This is a genomic window from Archangium primigenium (genome assembly GCF_016904885.1).
GTDB classification, from domain to species: Bacteria; Myxococcota; Myxococcia; order Myxococcales; family Myxococcaceae; genus Cystobacter; species Cystobacter primigenius.
In genome coordinates, this window is sequence record NZ_JADWYI010000001.1 from 1,609,459 (window position 1) to 1,626,752 (window position 17,294).

Annotated in this window: 16 protein-coding genes; 10 read left to right on the plus strand and 6 right to left on the minus strand. The window is 70.0% G+C overall.

The window, feature by feature from the left end; translation table 11 throughout:
* The first annotated feature begins 5 nt into the window (after window positions 1–5).
* Window positions 6–1,658 (plus strand): FAD-dependent monooxygenase, encoded by a 1,653-nt coding sequence (locus tag I3V78_RS06905; RefSeq protein ID WP_239576330.1) that lies wholly within the window; start codon window positions 6–8, stop codon window positions 1,656–1,658.
* 6 nt (window positions 1,659–1,664) lie between these two features.
* Here I3V78_RS06905 and I3V78_RS06910 read toward each other — a convergent pair whose 3' ends face one another.
* The 4 genes from I3V78_RS06910 to I3V78_RS06925 form a co-directional block, all read right to left on the minus strand.
* Window positions 1,665–2,132: a hypothetical protein gene (locus I3V78_RS06910; RefSeq protein WP_204485519.1), complete on the minus strand. Its 468-nt coding sequence runs from the start codon at window positions 2,130–2,132 to the stop codon at window positions 1,665–1,667.
* A gap of 118 nt (window positions 2,133–2,250) precedes the next feature.
* The gene (locus tag I3V78_RS06915) at window positions 2,251–2,970 is read right to left on the minus strand and encodes a hypothetical protein (RefSeq protein WP_204485520.1); all 720 of its coding nucleotides are present in this window, start codon (window positions 2,968–2,970) and stop codon (window positions 2,251–2,253) included.
* Window positions 2,971–2,982: 12 nt separating this feature from the next.
* Window positions 2,983–3,831: a DMT family transporter gene (locus tag I3V78_RS06920; RefSeq protein ID WP_204485521.1), complete on the minus strand. Its 849-nt coding sequence runs from the start codon at window positions 3,829–3,831 to the stop codon at window positions 2,983–2,985.
* 7 nt (window positions 3,832–3,838) lie between these two features.
* Window positions 3,839–5,338, minus strand: a complete 1,500-nt coding sequence (locus tag I3V78_RS06925) for a putative Ig domain-containing protein (RefSeq protein ID WP_204485522.1) — start codon at window positions 5,336–5,338, stop codon at window positions 3,839–3,841.
* 134 nt (window positions 5,339–5,472) lie between these two features.
* On the opposite strand from I3V78_RS06925, the gene I3V78_RS06930 reads away from it, so the two are divergent.
* The 4 genes from I3V78_RS06930 to I3V78_RS06945 all read left to right on the plus strand — a co-directional run bounded on the left by I3V78_RS06930 (window position 5,473) and on the right by I3V78_RS06945 (window position 10,330).
* Entirely contained in the window at window positions 5,473–5,982 is a 510-nt protein-coding gene (locus tag I3V78_RS06930; protein WP_204485523.1) for a transcriptional regulator, read from the plus strand.
* Between the two features lie 71 nt (window positions 5,983–6,053).
* Window positions 6,054–6,932, plus strand: a complete 879-nt coding sequence (gene grpE / locus I3V78_RS06935; RefSeq protein ID WP_204485524.1) for a nucleotide exchange factor GrpE — start codon at window positions 6,054–6,056, stop codon at window positions 6,930–6,932.
* A 6-nt stretch (window positions 6,933–6,938) separates the two neighbouring features.
* Window positions 6,939–8,771, plus strand: a complete 1,833-nt coding sequence (dnaK, locus tag I3V78_RS06940; protein WP_204485525.1) for a molecular chaperone DnaK — start codon at window positions 6,939–6,941, stop codon at window positions 8,769–8,771.
* A 53-nt stretch (window positions 8,772–8,824) separates the two neighbouring features.
* Window positions 8,825–10,330, plus strand: a complete 1,506-nt coding sequence (locus tag I3V78_RS06945; RefSeq protein ID WP_204485526.1) for a serine/threonine-protein kinase — start codon at window positions 8,825–8,827, stop codon at window positions 10,328–10,330.
* A gap of 6 nt (window positions 10,331–10,336) precedes the next feature.
* Here the strand turns inward: I3V78_RS06945 and I3V78_RS06950 are convergent, their stop codons facing one another.
* The gene (locus I3V78_RS06950) at window positions 10,337–11,092 is read right to left on the minus strand and encodes a hypothetical protein (protein WP_204485527.1); all 756 of its coding nucleotides are present in this window, start codon (window positions 11,090–11,092) and stop codon (window positions 10,337–10,339) included.
* A 253-nt stretch (window positions 11,093–11,345) separates the two neighbouring features.
* On the opposite strand from I3V78_RS06950, the gene I3V78_RS06955 reads away from it, so the two are divergent.
* From I3V78_RS06955 to I3V78_RS06975, 5 genes are read left to right on the plus strand one after another with little or no spacing between them, the layout of a single operon-like run.
* Entirely contained in the window at window positions 11,346–12,545 is a 1,200-nt protein-coding gene (locus I3V78_RS06955; protein ID WP_204485528.1) for an ABC transporter substrate-binding protein, read from the plus strand.
* Complete coding sequence (locus I3V78_RS06960) at window positions 12,545–13,474, plus strand: branched-chain amino acid ABC transporter permease (protein WP_204485529.1); 930 nt, start codon at window positions 12,545–12,547, stop codon at window positions 13,472–13,474. The genes I3V78_RS06955 and I3V78_RS06960 overlap by 1 nt, the downstream gene beginning before the upstream one ends.
* A gap of 8 nt (window positions 13,475–13,482) precedes the next feature.
* Entirely contained in the window at window positions 13,483–14,535 is a 1,053-nt protein-coding gene (locus tag I3V78_RS06965) for a branched-chain amino acid ABC transporter permease (protein ID WP_204485530.1), read from the plus strand.
* The gene (locus I3V78_RS06970; protein WP_204485531.1) at window positions 14,535–15,386 is read left to right on the plus strand and encodes an ABC transporter ATP-binding protein; all 852 of its coding nucleotides are present in this window, start codon (window positions 14,535–14,537) and stop codon (window positions 15,384–15,386) included. Before I3V78_RS06965 ends, I3V78_RS06970 begins: the two co-directional genes overlap by 1 nt.
* The gene (locus tag I3V78_RS06975) at window positions 15,383–16,138 is read left to right on the plus strand and encodes an ABC transporter ATP-binding protein (protein ID WP_204485532.1); all 756 of its coding nucleotides are present in this window, start codon (window positions 15,383–15,385) and stop codon (window positions 16,136–16,138) included. The genes I3V78_RS06970 and I3V78_RS06975 overlap by 4 nt, the downstream gene beginning before the upstream one ends.
* Before the next feature lie 16 nt (window positions 16,139–16,154).
* On the opposite strand, the gene I3V78_RS06980 is transcribed toward I3V78_RS06975, so the two are convergent.
* Window positions 16,155–17,171 carry a hypothetical protein gene (locus I3V78_RS06980; RefSeq protein WP_204485533.1) on the minus strand — a complete coding sequence of 339 codons (1,017 nt, stop codon included), beginning with the start codon at window positions 17,169–17,171 and terminating at the stop codon, window positions 16,155–16,157.
* Window positions 17,172–17,294: the final 123 nt, after the last annotated feature.

Here is a 17,294-nt window from a genome sequence, read left to right on the forward strand (position 1 = left end):
CACACATGCTGGACGCACTGGTGGTGGGCGCGGGTCCCACGGGCCTGACGATGGCCTCGGAGCTCGTGCGGCACGGGTTGAGCTGTCGGCTCGTCGAGCAGTTAGAAACGCCTTCTCCGCTGTCGCGGGCGCTGGCGGTCCAGTCCCGCACGCTGGAGATCTTCGCGCACCTGGGCATCGCCGACCGGGCGGTCGCTCGGGGGCGTCGTCCCGAGGCCCTCAACGTTGTGGGGCAGGGCGGGCTGCGCACGCGGGTGCCGCTGGGCCAGTTCGACTGGATGGAGACGCACTACCCCTACATCCTGATGCTCCCGCAGGACGCCACCGAGGCGCTGCTCACCGAGCACCTGGACGCCCTGGGCGGTCGGCTGGAGCGCGGCGTGGCGCTGGAGACCCTCCAGCAGGAGGCCGAGGGGGTGCTGGCCACGCTCCAGCACGCGGATGGCCGGAGCGAGCGGGTGCGGGCGCGCTGGCTCATCGGGTGTGACGGCGCGCGCAGCCGGACGCGCAAGCTCCTGGGCCTGCCCTTCGAGGGCGGCACCTACGAGGACTCGTGCATGCTGGCGGACGTGCGCGTGGACTGGTCGCTGGGCGCGGGGGAGGTGTGCATCATGCCCTCGGTGCACGGCATGACGCTCGCCATGCCCATTCCCGGCGACCACCGCTACCGGATCTTCGTCATCCGGCCGCGCGACGAGGCCTCCGACCAGGCCGCCGACACGGCGCCGGTATTGCTGGAGGAGTTCCAGGCCATCCTGGACCGCACGGTGCCCGTGCCCATCCGCGTGAGCGAGCCGACGTGGATGTCGCGCTACCGGTTGCACAGCCGGGGTGTGCGCAGCTACCGCCAGGGCCACGTCTTCCTCGCGGGGGATGCCGCCCACATCCACAGCCCCATCGGTGGCCAGGGCATGAACACGGGCATCCAGGACGCCTTCAACCTCGCCTGGAAGCTCGCGCTCGTCACCCGGCGCCGCGCGCCGGCGTCCCTGCTCGATACCTATGAGGCCGAGCGGCAACGCGTGGGCCGCCACCTCTTGCAGGGCACGGACCGGGCCTTCACCTTCGTCGCGAGCGGGGGCCTGCCCGCGCGGCTCTTGCGCGCCTATGTCTTCCCGCGGGTCGCCCGGCGGATGTTCCGGGGGGGCCGGGTGCAGCGGCGGTTGCTGCGCTTCGGCTCCCAGCTCGCCATCCACTACCGCAAGAGCCCGCTGTCCACCGAGCGCCTGTGGGGCGAGGACGTGAATGGCGTGCGCAGGGCGGACGGCCCCGCGGCGGGAGACCGGGTCCCGGACATGCCCGTGAAGGGCGAGGGCGTGGAGCGCCTGCAGCAGGTGCTGCATGTCCCCCGGCACACGCTGCTGCTGTTCACCGGCTTGTCCCCCGAGCCGGGCGCCCCGGAGGCCCTGGGGGCGCTCGCGCGGCGGCTGGAGGCGGCCCACCCGGGGGTCCTCCAGGTCCGGGTGGTGGTGGCCGGCGCCCAGGCGCCCTCGGCCCACGTCCTGGCCGATACGGACGGCGCGGTGCACCGTCGCTTCGGCGCGGGCTCGGAGTGCTTCTACCTGGTGCGCCCGGATGGCTACGTGGGCCATCGCGAGTGGCCCATCGAGGCGCGCCGTCTCGAGGCGGAGCTCCGGCGGCGGCTGGGCGCCGGGTGAGCCGCGTCACCGGGCCCGGTCGCGCTCCGTCCGGGGCACGTGGCCGAACCAGGACTTCGTCCCATTGAAGACGAAGATCTTCTCGGGCTGGAACCAGACGAAGGTCACGTCCCGGGGCGAGAGGTTCCCGGGCAGGCGGATGCTTCCCAGGACCGAGTCGCCCGCCAGGAGGGCCAGCTCGGACTGGGCGCCGGGTGCGCCCTCCCATCGTCCCGTCCTGGTGCCGAGCTGGTTCTGGGCTTTGCCATCGAGGACGTAGAGGTCCGGGCCCACGGGGGAGACCCCGCCCTTGATGAAGAGCCGTCGGTCGGCCTCTTCCTCCGCGACGCCCGTCAGGAGCTTCGCGGTACTGGAGCCGGAGAGGTAGGCGATGGCTCCCAGGGTCCACTCCGCCACGAACAGGGTGACGCGGTGGGGCTCCGAGGGCCCGTTCACGACGGTCAGCGCGCCGCGCACCCCGAGGGCGAGCAGCACGGCTACCCCGACCAATACTCTTCGCCAGCGTTTGTGTTTGGGTGGAGAGGTCCGCATCCACCCCGCATAGCGGAAAACCTCACCGGGCGTGGTGAGCCCCTTCACATCCGGTGCCGCCTCATTCGTGCAGGGGCAGGCCGTCGGTGAAGTGGGTGAGCGCCTCGCCCTCGGCCCAGCCGACCAGGCCCGTGGAGGACTTCACGAGGAACCAGGGCAGCTTGCCGGGAATGGAGGTGTCGGCGGCGAGCACGCGAATCTTCGTGTTCGTCGCCAGCTGGGCCACCACGTCCTTGCCGCTGCGGTCGAACGTGAGGGGGAAGGACGTGGTCACCCGGGCCTCCTCGCCGACGTAATAGAGGTCCTGGGGCACGCGCTCGACCTTCCACTTCTCCCGGTTGAGCACGTACTTGTCCCGGCGGTTCCAGAAGCCCCACCAGTCGTCCGACAGGAAGATGCCGTTGCCGTGGGCCTGGGTGAGCGTGGGCACGCTGCCCAGGTGCTTGAGCTGCGCGCCGTCGAAGCCGTAGAGGTCGATGCGGCGCTCGTCCCAGGGCAGCTCGACATGCACGAGCAATTCCTTGCGCTTGTCGCTCGTGTCCAGGTCGATGACCGTCAGCCCCTCGACCTTGACCTCGTCCCCGCGGCCCTGGAGGCGGCTCGTCCCCAACTGGAGGACATAGCTGCTGTCTCCCTCCTTCCACTTCAGGGTGGCGGCGTCCTTGCGGCCATCGCCGTTGAGGTCCTCGGACAGGGACTTCACCGGCTCGCGGGCGGCGGCCCCGAGGGGCGCGAGCAACAGGCACGTCGTCACGGCGAGGGCGCGAGGGGTCTTCCTCATGGCGGGCATCTCCTAGGACACGTTTTCACGGGCCGTGGGTCCGCTGGTCCGGAAGGAGACGAGCACGATGCGCCAGGCGGTGGCCGCCAGGATGATGGTACCGCCCACCAGCGCCCAGCCACCGGGACGCTCTCCCGCGAGCAGAAAAGTCCACACAGGGTTGAGCACGGGTTCAATGAGGATGAGAAGAGATGCCTCCACGGCCGGGGTTTCCCTCAGGCCTCGCTGGAAGCAGGCGTAGGCGAATGCCAGCTGGAACACACCCAGGAAGACCACCAGTCCCAGGTCCAGGGCCGTGGGCCGCGGGCCGTCCAGGGACAAGAACAGGGTGACGCCTCCCGCGAGCACGTTGCCCCAGACGAGCACGGAGGTGCCCTCGTTCTTGACGGCGCGCAATCCGAGAATGCACGTGGCGAAACAGATGCCCGAGATCATCGCCACCGCGTTGCCCGTGCGCTGGCCGGGGTCGAGCTGGTCGAGGAAGAAGAGGCTCAGGCCGAGCAGGAACACGGGCACGGCGAGCAGCTCGCCGCGCGTGGGGCGCTCGCCGAGCACCCACGGCGAGAGCATCAGGACGTAGAGCGGCGCGGTGCTCTGCAGGAAGATGGCGTTGGCGGAGGTGGTGAGCCGGGTGGCCACGATGAAGGACACCACCGTGCTCGCGTAGGCCAGGGTGACCAGGGCGCCCCGGCGCGAGGGCAGCCGGCGCCCGGCGGGAAGCACGAGCGCGAGCACCACCGCGGCGATGAGCGAGCGGCCGGAGGCGAGCTGCCAGCCGGACAGGGTGGACAGCTTCACGGCGGCGCCCGCCGTGGACCAGCACACGGCGGCGACGATGAGGTAGAGGCGGGCGGTGCGCATACCCGGGTCAGGGCGTCTGGGCGGCGGGGCCGAAGGCGAAGCGGCTGAGGATGGGGTAGTGGTCGGTGGTGGTCACGCCGTACCGGTCGATGTACGCCTCGGGGTGGAGGACCTGGGCCGAGTTGTTCACGTAGCTCGTGGCGAGCGCGCGCGTGGCGAGCTGATGGTCGATGAACTCGGTGTTGTTCGCCTTCACCGTGCTGCTCTGCCGGGCGAGCGACAGGGGCCGGGTGAGGAAGGTGTAGTCCGCGGAGTCCTGGACGAAGTTCTGGTAGGGCGTGGGCTGGTAGCTGCCCGTGCTGGTGTCCCGGAGGATGGAGACGTCCACGTCGTCGTTCCAGTCGCCGAGCACGAGCACCGGCGTGGTGGGGGGCAGCGCATCCAGGTTGCTCTTGAGCGCCACGGCCGCCGACTTGCGGCGATTGTAGGACTCCGTGTCCGCGAAAGCCTTCATGTGCAGCACGATGACCGTGAGCTCCGTGGCCTTGCCATCGCGGGTGACGCGCAGCTTCACCTGCAGGGGCGGCCGCGAGCCGAAGTCGTAGGAGCGCTGGGTGAGGATGAGCTTGCGCTCGAGCACGCGCACCACGTCCGAGCGGAAGAGCAGGGCCAGCTTCGGGGCCAGCTCGTCATAGTAGTAGTAGGTGCCCGAGGGGACGCTCGGATCATTGGAGAGGAAGCCGTCGTAGCCGGGCAGCTGCTGCTTGAGGCTGTTGAAGTGCGCGGTGTCCACCACCTCCTGCAGGCCCCAGATGTCCGCGTCCGTGGTCTTGATGACCTGGCGCACGTTGGCCAATTGCAGGGCTTCGTTGGTGGGCCCCTCGCTGGGGTGCCCGAACCACTCGATGTTCCAGTTGACCACCTTGAGCTCCAGGGGCGTGGTGCCGGTGTCTGGCTCTTCCCCGGTGCCCGCGCGCACCTCCATGCCGAAGGCGCGCTCGCTCTGGGCGCCATGGGCGTCGCGCACCCGCACGGTGAAGGCATAGGTGCCGGACACGGTGGGTGTGCCCCGCAACTGTCCGTCCGTGTCCAGGGTGAGTCCCGGCGGCGGTGCCCCCGCGGCCAGCTCCCAGCGCAGGGGGGGCTTGCCTCCGTCGGCCTCGAAGGCCAGGCGGTAGGTCGTGCCCTGGGTGGCGGCGGTCACGGTACCCAGGCGGATGCCCGGCACGGCGTAGACCTGGAGCAGGTACGTGCGCGTGGCCGTGGCGCCCGTGGCGTCCTTCACCTGCACGGAGATGGCGTAGGCGCCCTCGGCCGTGGCGGGCCCCTTGAGCAGGCCCGTGCTCCGATAGAAGGAGAAGCCCGGCGGCAGCTCGCCCACCCCGTACTGCAGGGGCGGCGTGCCCTGGGTGGCGCCCAGGCTCACCTCGAAGGGCACCCCCACGCTCGTCTCCTGCGGCGCCAGGTCCGGCAGCGCGAGCACATGCGACGGGGTCGAGGTGCCCTCTCCAAGGCAGCCACCAAGCAGGACGAGGACGCCGAGCATCCTCCACAGTCGGGCGAACATGAGCGGAACTCCGGACTCGGGGACGCGCGGTCCCACGTGTGGCGCCGGACTCTAGCAAGCAAGATTGCTTTGCGCCCCGCGCCCCCGTGCAGTCAGATGGCCCGGCTTGCGCTGTCCATCCGGGAGACGGACCAATGGCCGAGAAGTGGGACAAGCAACTGAAGGAAGTCCTCAAGTTCACGCGCGACGAGCTCAAGCGCACGGGTGATGAGCTCAAGACCCACGCCCAGCGCTTGCTCGAGGAGGTGCAGGACCCCGACAAGCAGGCCAAGGTGCGCGAGGGACTGCAGACCCTGCGCACCTGGGCGGTGGCCACGGGCAAGCAGGCCGCGGATCAGATCGAGTCCGCGGTGCGCCGGGTGGAGGAGACCGTGGAGGGCGCCTTCGACAAGCGCGACGCGGCCTCCGCGCCCCAGCCGCCTCCGGCCGCCGCCCCCGCCCCGTCCCGGGCCGCCGAGCCCCCCGCCGAGCCTCCGGCCACCAAGAAGGCGGCGGGCAAGCCCGGGGTCTCCAAGACGATGGGCCGCAAGAAGCCCGCCGCCAAGAAGGGCCCGACCCCGCCGCCGCCCCCGGCGAAGAAGGCCGCCAAACCGGGGCCCTCCAAGACGATGGGCCGCAAGAAGCCCGCTCGCCCGGGCTCCTGAGGACGCCGCCGGGGCGCGGGAGAACCGTCGTGGGCGTTGGATCGACCCGCGCCCCATGACATAGTGCGCCCGTGGCCGGCTCCAATCGAGACTCCAAGGGCAGCTTTCAGACCAACATCTCCGAGGACGTCATCAACGACGCGCTGAAGAGCGTCGAGCGACGTGCCTCCTCACCGCCTCCGGCGGAGGACGACTTCCCCGAGGGGGGTCGTACCCTGGACATGGACCTTCCCGATGGGGGCATGACCCTCGAGGTGGATGTCCCCGCGACCGTCTTCGGCGAGCCCGCGGCTCCAGGTGAGGCTTCTTCCCAGGAACTGGCCGACACGCGCCAGAAGCTGGCGCAGGCCGAGCGCGAGGTGGAGCAGTTGCGCGCCCAGCTCGAGTTCAGCCAGAGCAAGAGCCGCGAGACGATGGACCGGCTCAAGGACAGCCACGAGCGCGCCCTGCGCGCCGCAGCCGACCTGGAGAACTACAAGAAGCGCGCCCAGAAGGAGAAGGAGGAGGTCCAGAAGTTCGGCGCCGAGCGCCTGCTCAAGGACTTCCTGCCCGTGCTCGACAACCTGGATCGCGCCCTGGAGGCGGCCCAGAAGTCCAACGACTTCGAGAGCCTGCGCACCGGCGTGGAGATGACGCGCAAGCTCTTCGACAGCGCGTTCGGCAAGCAGGGCGTCAAGGGCTTCTCGGCCGTGGGCCAGCCCTTCGATCCGCGCCTGCACGAGGCGATGCAGCAGATGGAGAGCACCACGGTGCCCGTCGGCCACGTCGTCTACGAGGCGGTGCGCGGCTACATGCTCAACGAGCGGCTCATGCGGCCCGCCCTGGTCGTGGTGGCCAAGGCGCCCGAGGCCGCCGCGCCCGAGCCGACGTCCGCTTCCACGCCGGAAGGCGAGTCCTCGGGTGAGGCTCCTTCCGCGCAGACCGGTACTCCCTCCAGCGAGAATCAGTAGGACGCCATGGGCAAGGTGATTGGAATCGATCTGGGGACGACGAACTCCTGCGTGGCCGTCATGGAAGGCGGCGAGCCGGTCGTCATCCCCAACAGCGAGGGCAGTCGGACCACTCCGTCGATGGTGGGCTTCACCGACTCGGGTGAGCGCCTGGTGGGGCAGATCGCCAAGCGGCAGGCCATCACCAACCCGGAGAACACCGTCTTCGCCGTCAAGCGGCTCATCGGCCGCAAGTACGACTCGCCCGAGGCCAAGAAGGCCATCAGCCTGAGTCCCTTCCGCGTGGTGGCCAGCCCCAACGGCGACGCGTGGGTGGAGAGCCGCGGCAAGGGCTACAGCCCGCCGGAGATCAGCGCCATCGTGCTGATGAAGATGAAGCAGACGGCGGAGGACTACCTCGGCGAGCCCGTCACCGAGGCGGTCATCACCGTGCCGGCCTACTTCAACGACAGCCAGCGCCAGGCGACGAAGGACGCGGGCCGCATCGCCGGGCTCAACGTGCTGCGCATCATCAACGAGCCCACGGCCGCCGCGCTCGCCTACGGTCTGGACAAGGTCGGCCAGGCGGGCGCCGAGCGCATCGCCGTGTACGACCTGGGCGGCGGCACGTTCGATATCTCCATCCTGGAGCTCACCTCGGGCGTCTTCGAGGTCAAGAGCACCAACGGCGACACGTTCCTCGGCGGCGAGGACTTCGACCAGCGCCTCATCGACTTCCTGGCCAAGCGCTTCGCCGAGCAGAACAACGGGTTGGACCTGCGCAAGGACCGCATGGCGCTGCAGCGCCTCAAGGAAGCGGCCGAGCGCGCCAAGCACGAGCTGTCGAGCGCCACGGAGACGGAGGTGAACCTGCCCTTCATCACCGCGGACGCCACCGGCCCCAAGCACCTCACCGAGACGGTCGAGCGCGCCACCTTCGAGGCGCTGGTGTCCGACCTGGTCGAGCGCTCCATCGAGCCGTGCCGCATCGCGCTCAAGGACGCGGGCGTGCCCGCGCAGCAGATCCACCAGGTGCTCCTGGTGGGTGGCATGACGCGCATGCCCGCGGTGCAGCAGAAGGTGAAGGAGTTCTTCGGCAAGGAGCCGCACAAGGGCATCAACCCGGACGAGGTCGTCGCCGTGGGCGCGGCCATCCAGGGCGGCGTGCTCAAGGGCGAGGTGAAGGACGTCCTCCTGCTGGACGTGACGCCGCTGTCGCTCGGCGTGGAGACCGCGGGCGGGGTCTTCACGAAGATCATCGACAAGAACACCACCATCCCCTGCAAGAAGAGCCAGGTGTTCTCCACCGCGGTGGACAACCAGCCCCTGGTGAGCGTGCACGTGCTCCAGGGCGAGCGCGAGATGGCGTCGGACAACAAGACGCTCGCGCGCTTCGAGCTGGTGGGCATTCCCCCGGCGCCGCGCGGCGTGCCGCAGATCGAGGTCTCCTTCGACATCGACGCCAACGGCATCGTGCACGTGAGCGCCAAGGACCTGGGCACCGGCAAGGTCCAGCAGGTGCGCGTGGTGGGCAACTCCGGCCTGTCCGAGGCGGAGATCCAGGCGATGATCGCCGACGCCAGCGCCAACCAGTCCAGCGACAAGCTCAAGAAGGAGCTGGCCGAGCTGCGCAACAACGCCGACTCGCTGCTCTACACCACCGAGAAGAGCCTCGAGGAGTACGGCAACGTCCTGCAGGAGAAGGACCGCACCGACATCAAGGCCGACCTGGACGCGCTCAAGGAGCTGCTCAAGGGCTCGGACCCGGCCGCCATCAAGGAGGCCTACCAGAAGCTGGAGTCGAGCGCCTACCGCATCGCGGACGCGCTCTACGCCGACCAGTCCAAGGCGAGCACCTAGCCTCTCGCACCGGCCGGGGGGGCCCTTCCCGGGCCCCGTCCCGCCGGTGTTCAATGGCGTCCGTGGAATTCTCATCCCTGGAAGCCGAGGTCGCGTTCCTGCGCGGGCTGACCGCCGTGACGCGCATGGCGGACGAAATCATCGAGGACTGTCTGGCCCGCGGGCTGGCGCTCGACGCGGCCGTGGACGTCTACCTCACGCAATGCGCGCGGCTGGTGCGCGCCTCGGCGGGGTTCGTCAACCTCCGGGGCAGCCAGGGCCCGGTCCTCACCCGGATGCTGGGCAACCTCGGCGTGGATGTCTTCGAGGCCTCGGGCTGGTCGGGCTGTCGCGCCGTGGCGCCGGGCCGGATGCTCTTCTGCGCCCCGCTCGCGCTGGGACGGCTGGAGCTGGGCACCATGGGGCTCGTGGTGGAGGGGCACTTCGAGGACGGCGGGGCCCTGGTGATGAAGCTCGTGTCCGCCATGGCGGATCAGCTCGACAACGCGGTGCTCGCCTTCATCGCCCTGGCGGACGGCGCGCACGTGCTGGAGAAGCTGGATGACCTGGCGCCCGAGGAGGACCCCCTCACGGGCACGCGCTCGCGCATCGGCCGCTACGAGCTGGTGACGCCCCTGGGCACCGGCGGCATGGCCCAGGTGCTGGTGGCGCGCACCCGGGGTCCGGAGGGCCTGGGGCGGCTCGTGGCGCTCAAGCGCATCCTGCCGCAACTGGTGTCGGATCCCGTCATGGTGAAGCAGTTCCTGGACGAGGCGCGCATCGGCCTGCGCCTGTCCCACGCCAACCTCGTCACCATCCACGACTTCGGCGAGTCGCAGGGGGCCTACTTCCTGGTGATGGAGCTGGTGCGGGGCGTGGACTTCGATCGGGTGCTCACGACGGTGCGCCCGTCCGCGTCCGTGGTGTCGGCCGTGGTGGGGCAGGCCCTTCAAGGCCTGCACGCCGCCCACCAGGCGCCTGGCGAGGACGGGCGTCCGCTGCAGCTCGTGCATCGGGACCTGTCGCCGCACAACCTGATGGTGGGCTTCGACGGGCGGGTGAAGGTGTTGGACTTCGGCGTGGCCAAGGCGCGGGCCCAGCGCACGGTGACGCTGCCCGGCATCGTGAAGGGCAAGCCGCTCTACATGTCTCCGGAGCAGGCGCTGGGCAAGAAGCTGGATGCCCGGAGCGACCTGTTCGCCGTGGGCCTCATCCTGTACGAGGCCCTCACGGGTCAGCGCGCGTTCGACCGGGGGGACGACATGGCCACGATGGAGGCCATCTGCGACGATGAACTCGCCCGGCCCTCCAAGGTCCCGCCCGCGTTGTGGAGCGTGCTCGCCCGTGCGCTCCAGAAGCGCCCCGAGCTTCGCTTCGCCCATGCCCAGGAGATGGCCGACGCCCTGGCGGACGCCTGCCCTCCGGCACGAGACGGGGAAGTGGGCCAGCTCATGCGCAACCACTTCCCCGAGCGGCTCCAGGGCTTCGAGCGCCTGGAGCGGGTTCATCTGAACGGGACGCCGCCCGCTGTTCCCCCGCGAGCGGCTCCGGGTCGGGCCTCGAAGAACGAGGCCCGGTGAGGACGCCTAGCCTCGTTTGATGAACGAGTCGTCCCCGCTGAGGCTCAGCCTGCGCTGGCCCTCCAGGTCCGAGTCCCCACGCACGGAGCGGCGACGCTCCTCGTACAGCTCGTCCTCGACGAGCGCGGCGCGGTAGTCGTCCTCGACGAGCGCGGCGCGGTAGTCCTCCTCGATCGTGCGATCCAGGCTGGAGTCACGGGCCCCCGGGGACACCACGCCCACGGTCTCATCCAGCGAGGATGAGGCGCGCATCGCTGGCCGGGTGTCGGGCATCGGCGGCACATAGCCGGGCATGTCACGCATGGACGCGCTCGGCCGGGAGCCGATGCGGCGGTCTTCCTCCGTGAGCAGGGGGCTGGCGCTGGCGCCCTCCGTGTTGTGGGGAGAGACGCCCTGGACGCCGAGGTCATCGGAGCGCAGGCCCTCCAGCTCGCTCACCTTCGCGGGGCGATCCAGCTCGCGCCAATCGGTGATGGGGGGCACGTTGGCGCGGGCCACGGCCGTCCGGCCCGAGTCGAGCGGATCCGCGTTGGAGACGTCGTCCAGGGAGAACTTCTTCAGGCTGTCGCGGCCGTGCGTCAGGACGATCTCGCCGTCCCGGATGTTGCTGATCTCCGAGTAGCGGACCGAGTAGTCCTTGGGAAAGAAGAGTCCCTTCTCGATATAGAATTCGGCCTCGCCGATGGCGTACACCTTGCCGAGCTTGTGCCCATCGACGCTGCGAACGATCATGCCTTCCTTGATTTCGTCGCGTTGAGTCATGGTCCGCCTCCTCTGGGGTGTCCTACCCCTTGAAGGTAGGGGGCTCCTGAGTCGGTGGGGACCTTCCCCGCGCGTTTTCCACTCGGGCTCGTTGCCCTGGTCGCCGGGCGTGAGGGCAATACGGGCGCGCATGACCCGCCGCGAAATCGCCCGGCCGACGTGGGGGGAAGTGGTTGCGAGCTTGACCCCTCTTCCGCGTCCCCATAGAAAACCGGGTCTTTGCCGTGACCCTGGCCTCATGAGGACGCCCTCCATGCGCCGTCTCGCCCCGGTATTGCTCGCAGCGTTCGCCCTCTTCTCCGCCGCGTGCGAGAAAAAGTCCCAACCCCAGCCCTCGGGGGAGGCGCCGGGCGGCCAGGCGGCCCAGCCAGGCACCACGGGCACGCCCCCCAGCTCGGACTCCTTGCTGCTGGGCGTGGTCACCAGCCTCACGGGCGCCCAGGCCACCTTCGGCGTTTCCACGCGCAACGGCGTGGAGATGGCCATCAAGGAGGCCAACGAGGCGGGTGGGGTGAAGGGCAAGAAGCTGTCGGTGCGGGTGTTCGACGACCAGAGCAAGCCCGAGGAGGCCGCTCAGTCCGTCACGCGGCTCATCACCCAGGACAAGGTGCTGGTGATCCTCGGGGACGTGGCGTCCTCCAACTCGCTGGCCATGGCGGAGAAGGCGCAGGCGGCCGGGGTGCCGATGATCACCCCCGCGTCCACCAACCCCGCGGTCACGCAGAAGGGCGACTTCATCTTCCGCGTGTGCTTCATCGATCCCTTCCAGGGCTTCGTGATGGCGAAGTTCGCGCGCGAGAACCTCAAGCTGGATCGCGTGGCCATCCTCCAGGACAACAAGAGCGCCTACTCCATCGGGCTCACCGAGGTGTTCACCGCCAAGTTCAAGGAGATGGGCGGCACGCTGCTGGCCACGGAGAGCTACTCCCAGGGCGACACGGACTTCCGCGCGCAGCTCACGAGCATCAAGAAGCTCAAGCCCCAGGGCATCTACGTGCCGGGCTACTACAACGACGTGGGCATCATCGCCCGCCAGGCGCGCGAGCTCGGGTTGACGGTGCCGATGATGGGCGGCGACGGCTGGGACTCGGAGAAGCTGTTCGAGCTGGCCGGTGACACGCTGGACGGCAGCTACTTCTCCAACCACTACTCCCCGCAGAACCCCGATCCCCGCGTGAAGAACTTCATCGCCAACTACAAGGCGGCCTACAAGTCGGTGCCGGACGCCCTGGCGGCGCTCGGGTACGACGCGGCCCGCGTGGCGATCGCCGCGCTCGAGCGGAGCAAGGACCTGAGCGGTCCGGCCATCCGGGACGCCATCGCCCAGACGCAGGGCTTCGAGGGCGTGGCGGGGAAGATCTCGCTCGACGAGCAGCGCAACGCCGTGAAGTCCGCCGCCATCCTCAAGGTCGCCAACGGCACGACCGAGTTCGTCACCACGATCAATCCCTGATGTCCCAACTCCTCCAACATCTCATCAACGGCATCGCCTCGGGCACCATCTACGCGCTCATCGCGCTGGGCTACACGATGGTGTACGGCGTGCTCAAGCTCATCAACTTCGCCCATGGCGACGTGATGATGGTGGGCGTGTACATGGGCTACGCCACGGCCTTCGCGCTCGGGCGCGAGGCCCGGGGCTCGCTGGGCGGCGTGCTGCTCATCTTCCTGGTGGCCATGGGCGGCTGCGCGCTGCTCGGCTTCCTCATCGAGCGCTTCGCCTACCGGCCGCTGCGCGAGAAGCCCCGGCTCACGGCGCTCATCACCGCCATCGGCATCTCGTTCACGCTCTCCTACGGCTTCCAGCTCGACATCGGCTTCCTGCCGGGCTCGGCGCCCCGGGCGTTCCCGCAGATCATCAAGCCCGCGCAGTGGTTCACGCTCGGCGACCCCGAGTTCCCGGACGTGGTGCTGTGGAACTGGCAGGTCATCTCGCTGGTGGTGGCGGTGGGGCTGATGACGGGCCTGCAGTTCCTCGTCTACCGCACGCGCTTTGGCCGGGCGATGCGGGCGGTGTCCTTCGACCACCGCGTGGCGGCGCTGATGGGCATTCCCACCGACCGGGTCATCTCGGTGACGTTCATGATCGGCAGCGCGCTGGCGGCGGGAGCGGGTCTGCTCTACGCCATCAAGGACACGTCCGTCAGTCCGCTGATGGGGCTGTACGTGGGCCTCAAGGCCTTCGTGGCGGCGGTCATCGGCGGCATCGGCAACGTGCCGGGCGCCATGGTGGGCGGGCTCTTGCTGGGTCTGGTGGAGGAGTTCGTGGTGGGCTACGCCGCGAGCACCTGGCGTGACGCGGTGGCCTTCGGCTTCCTCATCCTCGTGCTGCTCGTGCGTCCCGGGGGCCTGTTCGGCCGGGTCGCGGCGGAGAAGGTCTGACGCCGCGCATGGAAACCGCCGCCGTGCCAACCGCTTCCCGGGTGCCCGCCTCGCTGCGCGGCATCCTTCCCGTGGTGCTCGCCCTGCCGGTGCTCTTCGTGGCCGAGTGGGCGCTGCGCGACGCTCCCTTCGCCGTCTACCTGCTGTCCGTCATCGGGGTGAACATCATCCTCGCGGTGAGCCTCAACATCGTGAACGGCATGACGGGCCAGTTCTCCATCGGCCACGCGGGCTTCATGGCGGTGGGGGCGTACCTCGCGGGCATCACGTCGCTCACGCTCAAGGACGTGGCCATCTCCTTTCTGCCCGTGGCGGTGAGCGATCAGGTCTTCCTGCTCGTGTCCCTGCTGGTGGCGGGCCTGTGCGCGGCCCTGGCGGGCTTCCTCGTGGGCCTGCCCTCGCTGCGGCTGCGGGGGGACTACCTCGCCATCGTGACGCTCGGCTTCGGGGAGATCATCCGCGTGGCCGTGACGAACACCCAGGCCTTCGGCCGGGCGCTGGGCCTGAGCGGCATCCCCCAGACGTCCTCGGTGGCCATGGTGGGCTTCTGGGTGTTCCTGAGCGTGCTGGTGGCGCGCCGCATCGCGGGCTCCAGCCACGGCCGCAGCCTGTGGGCCATCCGCGAGGATGAGGTGGCCGCCGAGGCCATGGGCGTGAACACCACGGGCTACAAGGTGCGCGCCTTCGTGGTGTCCTCGTTCTTCGCGGGCGTGGCGGGCGGCCTGTTCGCCCACTTCGTGCCCATCATCAATCCGGGCTCCTTCACCTTCGTGAAGTCCATGGAGATCGTGGTCATGGTGGTGCTGGGCGGCCTGGGCTCCACCACGGGCGCCATCGTGGCCGCGGTGGTGCTCACGCTGCTGCCCGAGGGCCTGCGCTCGCTCTTCGGCGCGCTCGCGCCCGAGGGCAACCTGGCGCAGCAGGTGGATCAGATCCGCATGCCCGTCTACGGCCTGCTCCTGGTGGTGCTGATGCTGGCGCGTCCCCAGGGCCTGTTCGGGACGCGGGAGTTGTGGGAGGTCGTGCCGCGGTGGCTGACCCGTCGTCGGAAGGGGATGTGATGAGCGGGCCCCTGCTCGAAGCCGTGGGAGTGAGCATCCAGTTCGGAGGCCTCAAGGCGCTCTCGGACTTCAACCTCGCCATCCACGCGGGAGACCTCCAGGGCCTCATCGGCCCCAATGGCGCGGGGAAGACGACCGCCTTCAACGTCCTCACCGGCGTGTACCAGGCCAGCCAGGGCGACGTGCGCGTGGGCGGACAGCGGGTGAACGGCCGGCTGCCCCATCAGATCAACCACGCGGGCCTGGCGCGCACCTTCCAGAACATCCGCCTGTTCCGGGCCCTCACGGCCTTGGACAACGTGAAGGTGGCGTGCCGCGCGCAGACGGCGCTGAACGACGGGAGCGTGGGGCCTGGCGCGAAGTTGCGCGAGGCGCTGGGCAACTACCGCGACTGGTGGCGCGCCATGCTGCTCACGCCCGGCTTCATGGAGGAGGAGCGCGAGCTGACGCGCCAGGCGGAGCGTCTGCTCGAGGTCATGGGCCTGTCGCACCGCCGCGACGAGGAGGCGCGCAACCTGCCCTATGGCGAGCAGCGCCGCCTGGAGATCGCCCGCGCGCTGGGGACCCGGCCCCGGGTGCTGCTGCTGGACGAGCCGGCGGCGGGCATGAACACGCGCGAGAAGGCGGACCTGATGGTGCTCATCCGCCGGCTGCGCGATGAGTTCCAACTGGGCATCCTGGTCATCGAGCACGACATGAAGCTCGTGATGGGCATCTGCGAGAAGATCACGGTCCTGGATCACGGCGAGACGATCGCCCGGGGCGCGCCGGCCGAGGTCCGCGGCGATCGCAAGGTCATCGAGGCCTACCTGGGTGACAGCTACCTGGAGTCCCACGGAGGCGCGGCGTGAGCGAGGAGCGGGTGAAGTTGCTGGGCGAGCGCCGGGCGTTTCCGCCCCTGCTGTCGGTGGAGGGCGTGAAGGTGTCCTATGGCGCCATCCAGGCGCTGCGGGGCGTGACGCTCACGGTGGGGCAGGGCGAGGTGGTGGCGCTCATCGGCGCGAACGGCGCGGGCAAGACGAGCACCCTGCGCGCGGTGAGCGGCATGCTCAAGCCGGTGGGCGGGCGCATCACCTTCAAGGGCGAGGACATCACCGGCGCCAAGGCGCACCAGCTGGTGCCGCGCGGCATGGCGCACGCGCCCGAGGGCCGCGGCGTGTTCCCCAACCTCACGGTGCTGGAGAACCTGGAGCTCGGGGCGTACCTGCGCCGCGACACCGAGGCCATCGCCGCGGACCTGGAGAAGAGCTACGTGCTCTTTCCGCGCCTCAAGGACCGGCGCAAGCAGCTCGCGGGGACGCTGTCCGGCGGCGAGCAGCAGATGCTGGCCATCGCCCGCGCCCTGCTCAGCCGCCCCACGCTGCTCCTCTTGGACGAGCCCTCGCTGGGCCTCGCGCCCCAGGTGACGGAGACCATCTTCCGCAACCTGCGCGACGTGAGCGCCTCGGGGGTGAGCATCCTGCTGGTGGAGCAGAACGCGCACCTGGCGCTCAACTTCGCCCACTACGGCTACGTGCTGGAGACGGGCGAGGTGGTGATGGCGGGCGCGGGCAAGGCGCTCCTGGAGAGCCCGGAGATCCGCAAGGCGTACTTGGGCGAGTAGCGCGCCCGCGCGCCGCTCAGGGCAGCACGCCGGACACGCTCACGCCCCCGGGCCCCACGGACACCCCGGAGAGGCCCGGCGTGGCCGCGCGCGGACGATCCGTGAACCACAGGTAGGCGCCCGTGCCGATCAGCACCGCGCCCGCCGCCGCGCCGATGCCGGCGAACGTGCGCTTGCGCGAGGCCTCCTCACGCAGCGCGAGGACGGAGCCCACCTCGGTGACGAGCGGATAGCCGTTGTTGGCGAAGGGCAGGTTGGACTGCCGCATCGCCTGGTCTCCGCTGAGGGCCAGGTAGCCCGCGATCCCCATGGCCACGAGGCCCACGCCCGCGGCGGAGTAGGCGACGGGGGTCTTCCACGACTGGCCGAGCAAGGGCGAGCGCTCCCGCGGCGCGGGGGGAGTGGCCGTGAGGACGGCGTCGGGAGCGGGCGCCGCGCTCGGGGCGTCGGACGGCGGCGTCGAGGCCACGGCGGGAGGCGCGGGCGGCGGGATCGGCGTGGGCTCGGGCGCGGCCGTGACGGACTTCGCGGGAAGCAGGTTGAGCTGATCCTTCAGCCGGGCGAGCGCCGTGCGCAGCAGCTCGTCCTGGGACTGCCCGCGGTTGCGCAACTGGATGCTCTTCTGGTCGATGACCTCGCCCTCGGCGCCCACCACGAGCCCGGAGACGCGGGTGACTTGTCCGGGCGTGATGGTGATGAGCACCGCGCGCGCGGCCTGGGTGGCCGTGGCCAGTCGCGCCAGGCACTCATTCGTCTTCTTGGCGGCGGGAGGCGCGCACGTCTTGCGCGGCTCCTTGTCGAGGAAGGCGGTGACCTGCTCGTCGGGCACGCGCCGGACGTTCGCCGGGACGAGCACCGTGGTGCAGGCGAGCTGGTGGCCGCGCACCTGCTCCGGGTTCTTCTCGCCCACGATGACGCAGGGATGCAGGGCGAGCTGCGGCGCGGCCTCCTCGGCGGCCAGTGCCCGCTGCGCGGGAGCGAGCCACAACGCGAGCGACAGCAGGAGCGTGGACCAGCGGGCGCGCGGCTTCATCGAAGAGACTCCTCTTTTCAGTAGGTCGAGAGGTGCACGGAATCAGGTCATCTCAGAGGGACGCCCGGGACGCAACCTTCCGCGACTGGAAGGCCCATGCTATCCACCGGTGTTGGACCGTCA

Coding starts and splice junctions, on each gene's coding strand:
- I3V78_RS06905 (WP_239576330.1), top strand. CDS start 6: ATGCTGGACGCACTGGTGGTGGGCGCGGGTCCCACGGGCCTGACGATG.
- I3V78_RS06915 (WP_204485520.1), bottom strand. CDS start 2,970: ATGAGGAAGACCCCTCGCGCCCTCGCCGTGACGACGTGCCTGTTGCTC.
- I3V78_RS06920 (WP_204485521.1), bottom strand. CDS start 3,831: ATGCGCACCGCCCGCCTCTACCTCATCGTCGCCGCCGTGTGCTGGTCC.
- I3V78_RS06925 (WP_204485522.1), bottom strand. CDS start 5,338: ATGTTCGCCCGACTGTGGAGGATGCTCGGCGTCCTCGTCCTGCTTGGT.
- I3V78_RS06930 (WP_204485523.1), top strand. CDS start 5,473: ATGGCCGAGAAGTGGGACAAGCAACTGAAGGAAGTCCTCAAGTTCACG.
- dnaK (WP_204485525.1), top strand. CDS start 6,939: ATGGGCAAGGTGATTGGAATCGATCTGGGGACGACGAACTCCTGCGTG.
- I3V78_RS06945 (WP_204485526.1), top strand. CDS start 8,825: ATGGCGTCCGTGGAATTCTCATCCCTGGAAGCCGAGGTCGCGTTCCTG.
- I3V78_RS06950 (WP_204485527.1), bottom strand. CDS start 11,092: ATGACTCAACGCGACGAAATCAAGGAAGGCATGATCGTTCGCAGCGTC.
- I3V78_RS06955 (WP_204485528.1), top strand. CDS start 11,346: ATGCGCCGTCTCGCCCCGGTATTGCTCGCAGCGTTCGCCCTCTTCTCC.
- I3V78_RS06960 (WP_204485529.1), top strand. CDS start 12,545: ATGTCCCAACTCCTCCAACATCTCATCAACGGCATCGCCTCGGGCACC.
- I3V78_RS06965 (WP_204485530.1), top strand. CDS start 13,483: ATGGAAACCGCCGCCGTGCCAACCGCTTCCCGGGTGCCCGCCTCGCTG.
- I3V78_RS06970 (WP_204485531.1), top strand. CDS start 14,535: ATGAGCGGGCCCCTGCTCGAAGCCGTGGGAGTGAGCATCCAGTTCGGA.
- I3V78_RS06980 (WP_204485533.1), bottom strand. CDS start 17,171: ATGAAGCCGCGCGCCCGCTGGTCCACGCTCCTGCTGTCGCTCGCGTTG.